We start from the raw sequence: 15,449 nt of genomic DNA on the forward strand, positions 1-15,449 counted from the left end.
ACTTAGTTGCAGCAGTTTGGTTTGAACCAATCGCCTGCTGCGGGCGCTTATAATACTTATTTAAAAAATGAGTGCAACTTAAATACGTAGTTTTTTTCAGTTTTTATGCCTAAGCGCCTAATTTTAAACCATAGTGGCAAAAAATCGAGCTTTTAGATCTTCGACAAGCGCTCTGTGGCCATTTTTGCAGCAGTGGTACTTGGGTATTCATTCAATAAAGTAGTTAACACCGTTTTCGCCAATTCTGCCTTTCCTTGCTTTTCATACAAGGTGCCCAGCTTAAGCATCGCTTCAGGTCGCTTATTCGATTCGGAAAAATTATCAACCACCGTTTTAAAGTGCACTATGGCATTCTCATCATCATTCTTAATAGATAATAGCTGCCCTAGCCAATAGTGCGCATTAGGTATATATACCGATGTGGGAAAGTTCGTCAAAAATGACTGAAATTCAGGGATCGCTGCATCATAACGCTTATCTTTCATAATAAGCGCAACCGCTTTGTCGTACGCTTCATTTTCAGACAAGTCATTACTAATGGCTTGAGATGTGTCTACAACCTCTTCAGTCACCGCCACCGTGCTTGCTTGTTCATACACCTTTGAAACACGGTTTTCTATTTCTTGGTATAGCTCTCGTTGGCGCTGTAATACTTTCTCAAGCTTATAACTTTGTTCTTCCGTTACGCCACGAACTTGGCTTACTTCATCTTGTAGCTGCCCTAACTGCTGCTGTAGTTCAACTTGTAGCAGGTTTCGAGTCTTCATCATGCTTTCTAATTGTGCGATACGTTGCTCAATCGAAGATTGCGTATTTGCAGCCGTAGAAACAGGAGCGGGAGCAGCCAAAATTTGGGTGCTCCCGCTCAGAATCATTATGGCTGCCAAAATATGATTTGGCTTCATAATATCTCTTATCAAATTAGTAAACTAAAACCGCACGACGGTTTTTAGCAAAAGCTTCTTCAGTGCGAGATTTAACCATTGGTTTTTCTTCACCATAACTCACAACTGAAATTTGGCTGTCAGACACACCTAAGCTTTGTAGGTATTTAGCAACCGCTTTGCCACGGCTTTCACCAAGCGCAATATTGTACTCTGGCGTACCACGCTCATCAGCATGACCTTCAACCAATACTTTTACACTTGGGTTTTTAACCAAGAAATCAGCATGTGCTTGTAAAAGCTCAGCATACGCACCCTGCACTGTTGATTTATCAAAATCAAAGTAGATGATCTGCTCTTGACGAAGCGCTTCATATTTTTCACGAAGCTTTTCTTCTGCTGATTTAACGCGTGAAATAGTATTCACGTCAACGTTATTATTTTCTTGTGTTGCTGCTTGGTTGCTTTCATTTGCAGCACTTTCGTCTACACTTGAAGATGAGCTACACGCGGCCAGCGTCATTACTGGCAAAGCCACTAATAAAGCTTTTAATGTTTTGTTAAGTTGCATCGAGTATATTCCTATATCTTAAATTCTAACCAGCAAAATTACTGTAAAAATGGCGACCAGGCAGGAGCTTTCACTTGCCCATCAGAAACCGGAAGTCGCGCTTTAAACCGCCCATCCATAGACACCAAAGCCAATACCTGCTTATTGTTATGCAGCGTACTATAAATAATCATCGAGCCATTTGGCGCTATGCTCGGAGATTCGTCTAAACGGGTTCGCGTTAATACTTGAAACAGTCCAGATCTCAATTCTTTTTTAGCAATATGATATTTACCAATTGTTCGATTTACCATGACCAGATGCTTCCCATCAGGGGTAACCGAACCGGCTAAATTCATATCGCCGTCAAAGGTAATACGCTTTGACCTACCAGTTTGTAAATTTAACTTATAAATCTGGGCATTACCACCCCTTTCAGACGTATACACAATATCTTTGCCATTTGGGTGCCAACTTGGCTCAGTATCTATACTACGATGACGTGTCAAACGGCGTTCTGTGCGTGTTTGCAAGTTATATTGATAAACCTCTGTGGCCCCTCCCTCATCTTTGGATAGTACAATTAATAATTGCTTTCCATCAGGAGAAAACTGTGGCGCACCATTAATACCAGGGTAACTCGTGATGAGATCGCGCTTACCAGTATAAATATCTTGCACATAGATTTGTGATTGGCGATTTTCAAACGTAACATATGCTAACTTATTGGCATCAGGTGACCATGACGGCGACATCAAAGGCTCTTTAGAACGTAATAACACCTGCTCGTTAAACCCATCATAATCCGCAACAACTAACTGGTAAGGCTTATCAGCCTCGTCGCGCACAATCACGTAGGCAATTTTCGTCCGAAATGCACCTCGTTCCCCTGTAAGTGACTCATACACAACATCACTGATTTGATGCGCATATTGCCTAAAACCGTCACTGGATATCACACTTTGTCGTGCTTCTTGCACATGATCTTGGCTTTTCATCAGTTGACCATTACTCATCATGCGTGTCTCTCCGCCGGTGATCTGTGCCCGGATCACATCAATTAATTCATACTTGATCAAATAACGCCCACCGGGTTGTTGTGTCACAGTGCCAACAATAACCGCTTCAACCCCTTTATTTACCCAAGCGCTATAGTCCACTTCTTCATCTGTGCTTGGCAATTGAGGAAGTTCAGTAAACGACAGAGGCTTAAATTTACCACTGCGTGTTAAATCAGCTGCAATGACTTCGCTCACTCGCATCGGTTTTTCACCAACACCTTCATATTTAAAAGGCACAACAGCGATGGGCCGAGCACTATCAACGCCCTCGGTTATCACAATTTCAAGCGCGGCATTTGCCAGCCCTTGCATGCCAAAAGCAACAATAACTAATAATGCTTTTATCCGGTTGAACATAGACTTCCTTTATAAATTGGGTTTAATTGTTAGATTAATGTTCTTAAGCTGCTCGAAAACATCTTTTTCTTTCGAAACTGGTAATGTATCAGCCATACGCACCGCGCGCAGTGCCGCTTCACAAACCAATTTATCACCACCAAGCGAGCGTGTATCTGTAACTAGGCCGTTAAACCCTAGTCGAATATTCACTCGACACTGCTTGCCTTTCATTTTTTCGTCTATCAGTAAATTAGCTTGGATACGTTGTATTATGAGTGCGCGATATTTATCAACTTCTGATAATACTTGTTGTTTTCGTAATTTATTACGTGCAGCTTGCTCTTGTGCTAGTTGCTCCTGCATTAACTGCTCTTGCAATGCCTTTTGACGTGCATTTTCTGCAGCTTCTGCTTTTCTTTTCTCTTGAGCTTCACGAAGTTTACGGGCATCTTCTGCTTTTTTCAGTGCATCTTCTTCAGCTTTACGCTTGGTTGATGCCGCTTTAGCCGCTTTCTCTGCCGCTAATTTTTCAGCACGCGCTTTATCTGCTTGAGCACGTTGCTTCTTCTCAATTTCTCGGGCTTTCTTCGCTTGCGCTTCCGCTTTTTTCTTTTCCGCCACTTTTGCTTTGCGTTGCTGTTCTAGCTTTTTAATTCTGCGAGCTTCTGCTTCTCTGTCTTTTCTTGCTTGACTTGCCCGTCGCTCTAAATCTCTGATACGTTTTTCTTCAGCGCGCTTTTTGTTCTGCTCTTGCTTTTTCAACTCAGCAATTTTCTTTTCCACAGCACTTTGATCAACAGAAATTGCTGAGACGACTTTCTCTTCCCTAAGCTCACTCAGCTCAGGGTTTAAAGTCACTTCCATTACCGTTGGCTCTGGGGTATGAAAGTTGGCGGAAGCAAAAAGCATTCCCGCCAAAGCAAAATGCAGTAACACTGATTTTATAATTCCGCTTTGCAATGCACCCATTAGCTTTCCTCAAAAGATTTCGTCATAAGACCAACCGACGGCACACCTGCATTTTTAAGAAAGTCCATCAACAATAACACTTCTTGATAAGATACATGCCCAGAACCTTTAATCATGACCGGTGTATCTGGGTTTTGCTGTAGCTTTAGTTTAATAACAGCCGCCACTTCAACCGCGTCCATCGGCGCTTCTGGATCAGTGCCCACGCTTACAAAGTATCTGCCTTCAGCATCAATCGATGCAATAATCGGTGGCGCATCTTTTGTTTCAACTAAATCAGACTCTTGCATTTGAGGCAAATCGACCTTAACACCATGGGTAATAAGGGGAGCCGTAGCCATAAATATGATCAGTAGGACCAACATCACATCGATGTAGGGCACCACGTTAATCTCTGCGACGGGGCGGCGCTTTTTACGCTGATACATGTTGCTTTACCTCAGCAGAGCTTGCAGCTTGGCGGTGCAGTATATTGGCAAACTCTTCCATAAAGTTAATGTATTGAGTCTCAAGCTTCTCAACATTTTTTGCAAACTTGTTATAAGCCATAACCGCAGGAATTGCCGCGAATAAACCCATTGCAGTTGCGATAAGAGCTTCTGCAATACCCGGTGCAACCATTTGCAAAGTGGCTTGTTTTACTTCACCCAATGCAATAAACGCATTCATGATCCCCCATACAGTACCAAATAAGCCAACATAGGGGCTAATAGAGCCAACTGTGGCTAAAAAAGACAAACTTGACTCTAACTTTTCCACTTCACGAGATAACGCCACCCGCATCGAGCGATGCGTACCTTCAATTACAAGCCCAGTCGAGTGAGTGCTGTTTTTCTTATGTCTTGCAAACTCTTTAAAGCCAGATACAAATAACGCTTCTAACCCCTCAGGGTTCCCTACTCTCGCCGTCACTTCATTATAAAGCTTGCTCAAGTCCATCCCGGACCAAAATTTTTGTTCAAACCTTTTCGCATCTACCATCGCGTTTGAGATAATTGACCTACGCTGAAATATAATCGCCCAAGACGCAATAGACATGCCTACAAGTGCCAACATCACAAGTTGAACTAGCACACTGGCTTTTAAAATAAGATCAACAAAATTTAGTCCCGATTCCACGTTATTATACTCCTAAGAAATGGTGTGTCGGATATAGATACCCGTACAATTCGTTACAACATTGACTGTAAGCGACTATAAAGGTTCAGTTAGTTTACCCACACATAGTTACGCTGACAATCTCATTACCATGAAATTACGCTAATTGGCGATAAACCAACCGAAAAATAACATTTACTACATAAAGACACTACAGGTAGTTAATTTAATCAAAATGTACCGTGAATAATAAACGCGTATTTATGAATGCTAGCTGCATAAAACATTTAGTTTATGCACTTATTAAGAATAAACCATCAAAAACACAATGGTAATACCAATTAACAACAAATAAACTAATACGCCAAACAAAAAACAAATATAGAGAAACGAATAATTATCAATAGGTTAGGTTAATTTATTGATTAATCATTCACCACCAAACAAAATTTAAAAACCAATCAGATTAAAAAATCTAATGTGAAAAAATAATTTTTCTAGTTTGATGTATTCCTAAAACCTCTTTAATATACACCCTGTACTGAGCACACAGCATCTATATATGCAAAAGCACAGTTGCTAGCAATAGGATTCTGATTTGTCGTATTGCTGTGATAAGAGCGCTAAGGATAAAACCTGAGTTAACTTATCAACCCCTGGATTACTTCCTTCAACTTGTTGTTTTGCCCGCATTTTTTGCGGGCTTTTTTTTGTCCAAAATTCCGCTTTTTTGGCTCGACTCCCCTGTATTCATACTTAAACCTCTGAAAATTAAAAATTAAGCCCAAAGGTAACTAACCTATGTCTAAAACCAAAAAACTCAGCAAATAGCTGAGTTTTCCATTGTTTAGTGTTTGCCTTGTAAACCTTTACCTATCAGGTATAACCAAATCAAAATGTAAGTATGCCGCATTGGAGGCAATACGCCCTCTTGGCGTACGTTGAATAAAACCCTGCTGAATTAAAAATGGTTCTATAACATCTTCAATGGTTTCACGCTCTTCACCAATGGCTGCCGCTAAATTATCTAAGCCAACAGGGCCCCCCATAAACTTCTCAATTATGGACATCAGATACTTGCGGTCCATATAATCAAAACCACGCTTATCAACATCCACCATCTCTAATGCTAAATTCGCAATATCGGCACTTACTTTGCCATCACCTTTAACCTGTGCATAATCTCTTACACGTCGTAACAAGCGATTCGCAATACGAGGCGTCCCTCTGGAGCGACGCGCGACTTCATCGGCACCTTCAGGGCTTATTCCTAAATCTAAGTAAAATGCAGAGCGAGAAATAATAGTAGACAAATCAGGAACTGAATAAAACTCCAGTCGCTGAACTATACCAAATCGATCTCGTAAAGGAGACGTTAATGAGCCAGCTCTGGTTGTAGCACCAATTAATGTAAAAGGCGGTAATTCTAACTTAATAGAGCGTGCCGCAGGTCCTTCCCCAATCATAATATCTAATTGGTAATCCTCCATGGCTGGATACAGTATTTCTTCCACTTGCGGGCTTAATCTGTGTATTTCATCTATAAATAACACATCACCTTCTTCAAGGTTCGTCAATAAAGCAGCCAGATCTCCTGCTTTTTCAAGTACCGGTCCAGATGTCGCTTTAATATTGACATCGAGTTCGTTTGCGACAATGTTTGCCAACGTCGTTTTGCCCAAACCTGGAGGACCGAAAATCAATAAATGATCTAAAGCTTCCTCTCTTGAGCGAGCGGCCTCAATAAAAATAGCCATTTGCTTTTTTACATGGTCTTGACCCGTATAATCGGCAAGTAATTTGGGCCTAATTGCCCTATCCACATTATCTTCATTGCCTTGAGCTTCAGGCTCAATTAATCGGTCTGCTTCTATCATGGGTTATCACATCATTGACTTAAGAGCTTCTTTTATCAGTGTTTCAGTCCCCATTTCTGGTTTTGAAACGGCCTTCACTGCTTTTTGTGCTTGTGCTAATTTATAACCTAAAGCCAGTAATGCAGCAACGGCATCATCTGCCGGAGTATCTTGAACTGTCGGGTTTTCTTGTGGAGCAATAACCGCACCATCACTGAATGGGGTTAGTAAATCGTGACCAAAATTCTTAAGTCTATCCTTCATTTCAAGCACCAAACGTTCTGCTGTCTTTTTACCAACACCCGGGATCTTAACAAGCGTTGTTGCATTTTCGTTATTTACACAATGAATAAATTGCTCTGCGGACATACCTGACAAAATCGCCAAGCCAAGTTTGGGCCCAACCCCGTTGGCTTTAATTAATTCACGAAATAACGCTCGTTCTTTTTTATGATTAAACCCAAACAATAACTGTGCATCTTCTCTGACGACAAAGTGTGTGTAAATCGCAGCCGATTCACCGCAGTTTGGTAATTCATAAAAACACGTCATTGGCATTTGTACTTCATAACCAATACCCGATACATCAAGCAATATTTCAGGCGGCTGCTTTTCTAATAAAGTCCCACTTAGTCTTCCAATCATTTACTTTACCTCAATCTTCGGCGCACAGTTTTTGTTGCACTACCAGCCAAACGAATTAAACTTTGCTCTGAGTGAGCATGACAAATAGCAATTGCTAATGCGTCTGCAGCATCAGCTTGTGGTGTACCTGGCAATTTTAAAATGCGTTTTACCATTTCTTGGACTTGTTCCTTTTTAGCCCCACCATTACCTACTACAGCTTGTTTCACTTGCCTAGCAGAGTATTCATGCACCGCTATATCTTGCATCGCTGCGGCCACAATAGCGGCACCACGTGCTTGACCGAGTTTTAGGGCTGAATCTGGATTATGTGCCATAAACACTTGTTCAATAGAGAAACTGTCTGGTTGAAACTGCTCTATTAACTGCGTCACACCTTGATAAATCATTTTTAAACGGGTCGGAAAATCAAACTCACCTATTTTTATACAACCACTACCCAAATACTGAAATTTACTCCCTTGATGCGCTATTACACCATAACCTGTAAATCGAGAGCCGGGGTCAATACCCAAAATAGTTGCCAAAGCATAATCCTACATCGTTTTTTTGCATCATGCCAAAATACTGTATGAATTACCAGTTAAATACGTCAACCCTCAACAAAAAGGCGACTATATCTAGTCGCCTTTTTTGGTACTCGAATTCCTTAATAACGGCTACTCACCGTCAGATTGAACTACTTCTTTTTCAACCTTTGCTACTGCAATTGCCAACTCTTTTAGCGAATCTGGATTTGCAACGCTTGGTGCATCTGTTAATAGACAAGATGCTTGTGTAGTTTTAGGAAACGCAATCACATCACGAATATTATCCGTCCCGCACAGCAGCATAACTAAACGGTCTAAACCAAATGCCAAGCCAGCATGTGGCGGTGTACCGTACTTCAGTGCATCTAGTAAGAATCCGAACTTATCCTGTTGCTCTTGCTCTTCTATGCCTAAAATTCTAAACGCTGCTTCTTGCATATCGGCAGTATGAATACGAACCGAACCACCGCCCACTTCATACCCATTGATTACCATGTCATAGGCATCAGAAATAGCGCCAGCTGGCGCTGATTCTAATTCTTGAGCAGAAATATCTTTTGGTGCAGTAAATGGGTGATGAACCGCATGTAATGTGCCTTCATCGTCTTCTTCAAACATCGGGAAGTCAACCACCCATAGTGGCGCCCACTTATCTAAATGAGTGAGTTCTAGGTCTAGACCTACCTTTAGGCGCAATGCGCCCATTGCTTCATTAACAACATTACGCTTATCTGCGCCAAATAAAATAATATCGCCAGTTTGTGCGTTAGTACGCTCAAGTAAAGCGTTGATCACTTCTTCATTTAAAAATTTAGCAATTGGTGACTGAACCCCTTCAATGCCCGCATCACGGTCATTCACTTTCATCCAAGCAAGACCTTTCGCACCGTAAATACCAACAAACTTAGTGTATTCATCAATTTGCTTTCGAGAAAGTTTGGCACCACCAGGTACAGTTAACACTGCAACACGGCCTTTTTCGTCGTTTGCAGGTGCCGCTAGGACTTTAAATTCAACATCCTTGACTAAATCAGCAACATCTACCAATTCCATCGGATTCCGTAAATCAGGCTTATCAGAGCCAAAACGACGCATTGCTTCGCTATATGGCATAACAGGAAATGTACCTAGGTCCACATTAAGGAGATCTTGCCACATTTCAGTCACTAAACGCTCTGTCATAGCACGCACTTGATCTGAGCTCATAAACGATGTTTCTAAATCGATTTGAGTGAACTCTGGCTGGCGGTCTGCGCGCAAATCTTCATCACGGAAACACTTTACTATTTGATAATAACGATCAAAACCCGACATCATCAGCAACTGTTTAAACAGTTGTGGTGACTGTGGTAGCGCGTAAAAGCTGCCTTTATGCACACGGCTTGGTACTAAATAATCACGCGCACCTTCAGGTGTTGCTTTCGTTAATACCGGCGTTTCAATATCAAGGAAGTCATTTCCATCTAAGAATCGACGGACAAAGCTACTGGCTTTTGCTCTTAGCTTAATACGATCGCTCATCTCCAAACGACGAAGGTCTAAATAACGGTACTTTAAACGGCGCTCTTCTGAGTTTTGTTGATTAAAATCTAGTGGTAATGGTTCTGAGCGGTTTATTATGTTCAAACCTGTACCGAGTATTTCAACTTCACCTGTTGCCATATCTTTATTTACTTGGCTATCAGGGCGCGCTCGAACCGTACCTTTTACCTGCACACAAAATTCTTGACGAAGTGTATTTGCAGTGTCCATTAACCCTTCTATTTCTGGGTCAAACACCACTTGAACTAGGCCTTCACGATCTCGTAAATCGATAAAGATTAAACCACCTAGATCACGGCGTTTGTTTATCCAGCCACATAGTTCTACTTCTTCGCCAACATGGCTTTTATTTAAGTTCCCACAATATATCGAGCGCATAGTATTCCTGTTAGTCGGCTGCATCGTGCTGCAACCAATAAGGTTAATTTGAAAAAATTACCGCCAATTATATAAAATTCCCCCTTAAAGTCATCCTTGATCGACACAAGTATGCAAATTTCCCATCGATTAATGTGTTTTGATACAATTAATATACTTTATCGTTCACGGATCTTGTATTTTATGCTTTATATTGGGTGCCCTCAGTGGAGTTCAGCACATTGGAAAGGTCGATTTTTCACACGTGACTGTCAACCAAAACAGATGCTCGAGCAATACAGTCACATTTTTAACTCAGTAGAAGGCAATACTAGCTTTTACGCAGATCCAACCCCTGAGACAGTTCTCAAGTGGCAAAAAAACGTACCAGAGCACTTTAAGTTTACCTTTAAAATACCGCGACGCTTTTCCCACGATATGGCATTACAGCATTGTCAAAGTGAGTTACTCGCGTGGCTTACACTATTTGAGCCCTTGTATCAAAACATCGGCCAAATTATGCTGCAGCTACCTAAAAGCTGTAGCCCTGATTTTCTCACCACCATTAGTAACTTCACTCGCTTATTACCTAGCGACCTGCCGTTAGGCATTGAAGTTCGCCATCTCGGCTTTTTTGATAAGGGAGAGAGTGAAATGCGATTTAATCAGTTTTTAATGACACAAAAATACAACCGGATCATGATGGATACTCGCCCACTTTTTAGCGAACCACCCAATACAGCAGCTATCATTGATGCACAAAGAAAGAAGCCGAAAGTCCCCCTCCATGTTATAGCCACTGCAAATGCCCCTATTATTCGATATGTTGGCTGCTCCGACTTAGCAGCAAATAGAAAGCTCTATCACCCGTGGTTAGATAAAATTAGAGGCTGGTTAAACGATGGTAAAACACCCTATTTGTTTTTTCATACTGCCGATAATTTTGATGCGCCATTGTTGGCCAAACAATTTATCGCCGATTTAGCACACCCTGCAGCGATATTAGGGGACTTCCCCGCAAACTTGGAACCCAGTCAAAATGACTTATTCTGATTTAACATTGCTTTTTTAAGTGCAACATGCATAAACTGCTCTTGAATAAAAAAACATCAAGGAAATAGACATGTTATTAAAACTACAAAAAAAGAACATTAAAACACTATCTCAAGATACAAATTTACTCCCAAGTGCTGCGACGAAAAAGGTGGCCGGCGGTATTTCCGCTGATCACATCTGCTGCACTGATGAAACACGACAAGCAAATGCGCATCTCATTCAACGAGGCGGTAATTCACGCGCGTCAGATTGCTGCACATTAGAGACTGAACATTAATCATGTTACCCCAAAATAGCTCACAGCAAGTGGGCTATTTTATGCTTCTAGTCGCTTCAAACCTGTCATTTAAAGGTAAATCCGCATTAATCTCATCCCAATCAGCTTTAGATGTCACAAAGTTGTGAGATATGGGCCGCTCACTTATTGGTGAATCTAAGATCCCCAATCGCAGCCTCACCTTCTTCGTATTCTCTGCGTTAGAACTATATAGGGGTGATGCACAATGACGACAAAAATGGCGCTTCCTACCAGTTTTAAACTCAAAATGCGCTATGTGATTAATGCCTTGCGTAATTTTAAACTGTTCAGTGTCTACGAAGCCATTGGTAGCATACGCACTCCCTGTAGACTTTCGACATAAAGAACAATGACAATGAATAATGTCGGTAATAGCGCCATGTATTTCTATTTTTACGGCACCACATAAACAACTCGCGTTATACATATTAATTAAAACTACTCGTTTTCTGAATATTCAATAGCATATAATACCACTGACTTTTAGCCAACCTGCCGTTTTATGAACTTTTTAGATTATTTTCAACATTACCCTGACAACATTCAGCAACAAGTAGCACAACTCATCAGCTCAAACAAACTCGTGGGTTACTTTAAAAATAAGTACCCCACTGCGCATCAACTAAAGTCTGAAAAACACCTATTTGAGTACACTAATCGTTTTAAACAACGATATTTAAAAAATGCACCAAAATTGTCAAGCGTCGGTTATAAAAAACAAAAAGACTTAGTGCAAAACGCACTTGGTACACATACCTTTAAACGCCAACAACACGGAGGGAAACTCAAAGCCAAACACGAAATTTCCATTGCCGAACAGCTCAAATGTGCCCCTGAGCCGCTTCTAAAAATGTTGATTATTCATGAATTAGCGCACTTTAAAGAAAAAGATCATAACTATTCCTAACAACCGACTTATCGGCTAAATGTTGTCAACTTATGTATAACGATTGTGGGTCAACATCACTAACTTTTTAGCTCATAAGAAATAAAATCATGAACTTTCATTTGTGTCTGGAATAAAAATAAAGACTAAATTTTTGACCTTACGCTCAACGATAAGATAACGCTATCGAGAGCTCAGCGATTAGCTGTTGTCACTATCAGAATAAAAATAAGTAAGGTACAATTTTCTTTATTCATCTTCCTAAGCTTAAAAACACAAAGAATGCCATCTTCAAAAGTAAAATTAGCTCCGTTAAAGTATCTATCGTCATACTCACTCGAAGTGCAAGATCAAGTCAGAACGATGATTGAACAAGATATACTAGGTCAATTTTTACTTAAGAAACACCCCAAAGTGCATGATATTAAAAACGATAAATTGCTTCGTGAATACGTCCTAAATTTAAAAAACACTCACTTACGGAAATCCTCTCCATTAAGTAAAGTTATTTACGATAAAAAAATCCATGCTGTAAATAACGCTCTGGGCTTGCATACATTTATTTCAAGAGTTCAGGGAAATAAGTTAAAGAGTAAAAATGAAATACGAATTAGTGATATTTTCAAAACAGCACCTGAAGTGTTTTTAGAAATGATTGTTGTTCATGAGTTAGCCCACATCAGAATAAAGCAACACGATAAGGCATTTTATCAATTGTGCCAGCATATGCTCCCTAACTATCATCAGCTAGAGTTTGAAATGCGTGTATTCCTGACACAATTAGAATTAATAGGTCAAATTTACAAATAAAAATTAAATTTTGATGTTTATTTGAATGAGTGTGACTACCAAGGCCTAAATAAGTTTGATTGTCGCAAAATTAGGGCTATAACTGTAACTCCCCCAAAAAATGAAACAGTTCATAAGTAGAATTTTCCATTAACTAAAACAGGAAAATTTACGATGAGAAAAAGTAAGTTCACCGAAACTCAAATTGTCAGCATGATCAAAGAAGCTGAATCAGGTATTCCAGTGCCTGAAATTTGCCGTAAACATGCCATCGGCCAAAGCACATTTTACAAATGGCGCTCAAAATATGGTGGTATGGAAGCGTCTGATGTTAAACGCCTTAAAGAACTTGAAGAAGAAAATCGTAAGCTAAAAGATATGTTTGCAACGCTGAGCTTAAAGCACTCGATGCTTGAGGATATCATTGCAAAAAAGCTGTAAAGACAAGTAGACGCAGAGCTTGGGTTGAGCATTTGAGAACTCAATTTAACGTCAGCGTCGCATTTGCTTGTGAAGTGGCCGGGCTAAGCCGCTCAGTTTTTTATTACAAACATAAACGGCCATCAGATGATGAAGTTATCGACGCATTGCTAGCATTGGTCGAACGTCACCAAAGATGGGGGCTGCCCAAACTATTTAAAAGGCTTCGCAACAAGGGGAAACCTTGGAATAAGAAGCGTGTTGAACGTGTTTATAACATGCTTAAACTCAACTTAAGACGTAAAGGAAAACGCCGTGTACCAACGAGAACGCCAGAACCGTTAAGTGCCCCAGCAGAACATAACGAATCTTGGTCAATGGACTTTATGAGTGATGCATTAAGCTATGGACATCGGTTCAGAACATTGAACGTACTTGATGACTTCAATCGACAAGCATTAGCGATTGAAGTTGATACCAGTTTAACGGCTGAGAGAGTAATTAGGACACTAAAACAGATCATTGCTTGGCGCGGCAAAACAAAACAAAACAAAACAAAACAAAACAAAACAAATTAGAGTAGATAACGGACTACCTATTTAGTCAACCATTTTTTGAGACGTAAAATCCCGAGCTACACGTTTTATGTAACTATCGTGTCAATTAGTTTGCGACTAGAACTCTGTATTGCTCACAAAAAATATTGCTTACCATGATGTACAGGTGTCCCTATTTAAAGGGCACTAACGGACTTAACATAGCATTATTAAAAGTCGAGGACGTAGAGCATTATCTACTAGGTCGGTTAATGCGCCTTAACGGCCGCGTGATTTACGTCCCCCGAAAAATCTCATGGTAGCCATGGTAATCTACATCGTTTTTAACGATAGAGTGGGCAACTCTGGCTAATTTAACCGCTACAGCTGTGTAGGCTTTTCGCTTTGTATCAGCAGATCCACCGTTGATTTTAATATAACGCTCATACTTATAGCGGAAACTATTTTCTCTCATTCTGATTGCAGCGTTTGCTGCAAGCCAATAACCATACCTTAGACGTGCATTTCCACGCTTCGATAATTTATAGTTGCCCTTCTTTTGTCCGCTCTGCAAAGCAGATAAGTTAAAACCGCAATAGTTTAAATATTGTCGATAATGATTAAATCGACATAAATCACCACTTTCAGCAATAATAATTAATGCGATGATTGCACCAACACCTGGTATTGTTTTCAGGCGTTTGTAATCTGACCGCTGAGATAAAAACTGCTCAGACCTGAGCTCTAGTGCCAATCGCTGGCGCGTTAAATCAATATAACGCTGCAATTGTATTCGATACGTTTCCACAGCGACACTTTTGATATCTACAGGTAATGCAATTGATGTTTCAGCGATATCATAAAGATGCTCTAAAAATTGCAATTTATACTGTTTACGGCCAATAACATCCCATGCCCGTTTTACAAATGTGGCTTTTCGATATCTCGTAATGGATGCAGGGGTTGGAAATTTTAATAAGAAATCACAAAACCATTCCGATCTGGAGTTATGAAAAAATTGTTCGGCTTCAGGGAAATATAATGTCAGGTTATGGTTAACTAGGCTGTTTAAGCAACGTGTTCTAGCAATGGTTACTTGATGGTAGGTATTTGACAACTCTTGTATATCCATTGTTTGATGAACCAAAGGGTCAAAGAACGGACGCGACATTCCTTGATTTAACAAGTACATAATCACGGAGGTATCTTTGCGATCATTCTTATCCCATGTCTGAAAAAGCATCTCTCTTGCACGAGCGCATGATAATGATGACACGAGGTGGCATTGTGCCCCTTGTTGTTGAAACCAATAAGCAACATTGCGATGGTAATCAGCAGTTGGCTCAAACCCGATACGAATAACTGAGGCATGCTTACAACATTCTACCCATAACCGCTGATAGCCTTGCAATGAGTTTTCAATTTTCATTTGTACAGAATGCCCATTGGCAAATTGAATAAGAGCGTCATGACTTTTCTTTGCGATATCGATCGCAACTAAGGTTAAATTTTTACTATTATTGGTGATATCGATCATTAGTTAACTCCACTTATTGTTTACTCACTATAAGTATTGGTGAATGGTCGACACCTTCAAAAATAGATTGTTCAATGAGCATAACTCAATATGTAC

The 15,449-nt window shown here is 40.3% G+C and carries 17 protein-coding genes and 1 pseudogene; 6 read left to right on the plus strand and 12 right to left on the minus strand.

All coding sequences use genetic code 11. From position 1 onward, the window contains the following. Positions 1-152: 152 nt before the first annotated feature. From ybgF to aspS, 10 genes are all read right to left on the minus strand, one after another. Positions 153-905 carry a tol-pal system protein YbgF gene (ybgF, locus tag J8L97_RS20320; RefSeq protein WP_211052436.1) on the minus strand — a complete coding sequence of 251 codons (753 nt, stop codon included), beginning with the start codon at positions 903-905 and terminating at the stop codon, positions 153-155. Between the two features lie 16 nt (positions 906-921). Next, entirely contained in the window at positions 922-1,455 is a 534-nt protein-coding gene (gene pal / locus J8L97_RS20325; RefSeq protein WP_192507860.1) for a peptidoglycan-associated lipoprotein Pal, read from the minus strand. Between the two features lie 38 nt (positions 1,456-1,493). Further along, positions 1,494-2,852, minus strand: a complete 1,359-nt coding sequence (gene tolB / locus J8L97_RS20330; RefSeq protein WP_192507861.1) for a Tol-Pal system beta propeller repeat protein TolB — start codon at positions 2,850-2,852, stop codon at positions 1,494-1,496. A 9-nt stretch (positions 2,853-2,861) separates the two neighbouring features. Then, the gene (gene tolA / locus J8L97_RS20335) at positions 2,862-3,803 is read right to left on the minus strand and encodes a cell envelope integrity protein TolA (protein ID WP_409455175.1); all 942 of its coding nucleotides are present in this window, start codon (positions 3,801-3,803) and stop codon (positions 2,862-2,864) included. Beyond that, the gene (gene tolR, locus J8L97_RS20340) at positions 3,803-4,231 is read right to left on the minus strand and encodes a protein TolR (protein WP_192507862.1); all 429 of its coding nucleotides are present in this window, start codon (positions 4,229-4,231) and stop codon (positions 3,803-3,805) included. Before tolR ends, tolA begins: the two co-directional genes overlap by 1 nt. Beyond that, positions 4,218-4,922, minus strand: coding sequence for a protein TolQ (gene tolQ / locus J8L97_RS20345; protein ID WP_210996897.1), 705 nt, complete (start codon positions 4,920-4,922; stop codon positions 4,218-4,220). Before tolQ ends, tolR begins: the two co-directional genes overlap by 14 nt. Before the next feature lie 848 nt (positions 4,923-5,770). Beyond that, positions 5,771-6,778, minus strand: a complete 1,008-nt coding sequence (ruvB, locus tag J8L97_RS20350) for a Holliday junction branch migration DNA helicase RuvB (RefSeq protein WP_192507864.1) — start codon at positions 6,776-6,778, stop codon at positions 5,771-5,773. A gap of 6 nt (positions 6,779-6,784) precedes the next feature. Next, a complete protein-coding gene (gene ruvA / locus J8L97_RS20355) occupies positions 6,785-7,402 on the minus strand; it encodes a Holliday junction branch migration protein RuvA (protein WP_211052438.1) in 618 nt (205 codons plus the stop codon). A gap of 5 nt (positions 7,403-7,407) precedes the next feature. Next, positions 7,408-7,929, minus strand: coding sequence for a crossover junction endodeoxyribonuclease RuvC (gene ruvC / locus J8L97_RS20360; RefSeq protein ID WP_211052440.1), 522 nt, complete (start codon positions 7,927-7,929; stop codon positions 7,408-7,410). A gap of 132 nt (positions 7,930-8,061) precedes the next feature. After that, complete coding sequence (gene aspS / locus J8L97_RS20365; protein ID WP_211052442.1) at positions 8,062-9,852, minus strand: aspartate--tRNA ligase; 1,791 nt, start codon at positions 9,850-9,852, stop codon at positions 8,062-8,064. Positions 9,853-10,035: 183 nt separating this feature from the next. On the opposite strand from aspS, the gene J8L97_RS20370 reads away from it, so the two are divergent. Together J8L97_RS20370 and J8L97_RS20375 are read left to right on the plus strand one after the other, a co-directional pair. Next, positions 10,036-10,884 (plus strand): DUF72 domain-containing protein, encoded by an 849-nt coding sequence (locus J8L97_RS20370; RefSeq protein WP_211052451.1) that lies wholly within the window; start codon positions 10,036-10,038, stop codon positions 10,882-10,884. 70 nt (positions 10,885-10,954) lie between these two features. Beyond that, a complete protein-coding gene (locus J8L97_RS20375; RefSeq protein ID WP_192507868.1) occupies positions 10,955-11,164 on the plus strand; it encodes a hypothetical protein in 210 nt (69 codons plus the stop codon). A gap of 34 nt (positions 11,165-11,198) precedes the next feature. On the opposite strand, the gene J8L97_RS20380 is transcribed toward J8L97_RS20375, so the two are convergent. Continuing rightward, positions 11,199-11,612, minus strand: coding sequence for a GFA family protein (locus tag J8L97_RS20380; protein ID WP_210996900.1), 414 nt, complete (start codon positions 11,610-11,612; stop codon positions 11,199-11,201). Between the two features lie 75 nt (positions 11,613-11,687). On the opposite strand from J8L97_RS20380, the gene J8L97_RS20385 reads away from it, so the two are divergent. The 4 genes and pseudogenes from J8L97_RS20385 to J8L97_RS20400 all read left to right on the plus strand — a co-directional run. Continuing rightward, a complete protein-coding gene (locus tag J8L97_RS20385) occupies positions 11,688-12,092 on the plus strand; it encodes a YgjP-like metallopeptidase domain-containing protein (RefSeq protein WP_211052444.1) in 405 nt (134 codons plus the stop codon). A gap of 261 nt (positions 12,093-12,353) precedes the next feature. Next, entirely contained in the window at positions 12,354-12,881 is a 528-nt protein-coding gene (locus tag J8L97_RS20390; protein ID WP_211052446.1) for a YgjP-like metallopeptidase domain-containing protein, read from the plus strand. Positions 12,882-13,034: 153 nt separating this feature from the next. Next, positions 13,035-13,301: a transposase gene (locus tag J8L97_RS20395; RefSeq protein WP_211052447.1), complete on the plus strand. Its 267-nt coding sequence runs from the start codon at positions 13,035-13,037 to the stop codon at positions 13,299-13,301. Positions 13,302-13,438: 137 nt separating this feature from the next. Next, positions 13,439-13,816: pseudogene (locus J8L97_RS20400) on the plus strand (DDE-type integrase/transposase/recombinase); the annotation flags it as partial. A 295-nt stretch (positions 13,817-14,111) separates the two neighbouring features. Here the strand turns inward: J8L97_RS20400 and J8L97_RS20405 are convergent. After that, positions 14,112-15,353: an IS110 family transposase gene (locus tag J8L97_RS20405; protein ID WP_211052449.1), complete on the minus strand. Its 1,242-nt coding sequence runs from the start codon at positions 15,351-15,353 to the stop codon at positions 14,112-14,114. Between the last annotated feature and the right edge of the window lie 96 nt (positions 15,354-15,449).

Origin of the sequence: Pseudoalteromonas sp. MMG012 (assembly GCF_018100875.1) — a bacterium.
GTDB lineage: Bacteria > Pseudomonadota > Gammaproteobacteria > Enterobacterales > Alteromonadaceae > Pseudoalteromonas > Pseudoalteromonas aurantia.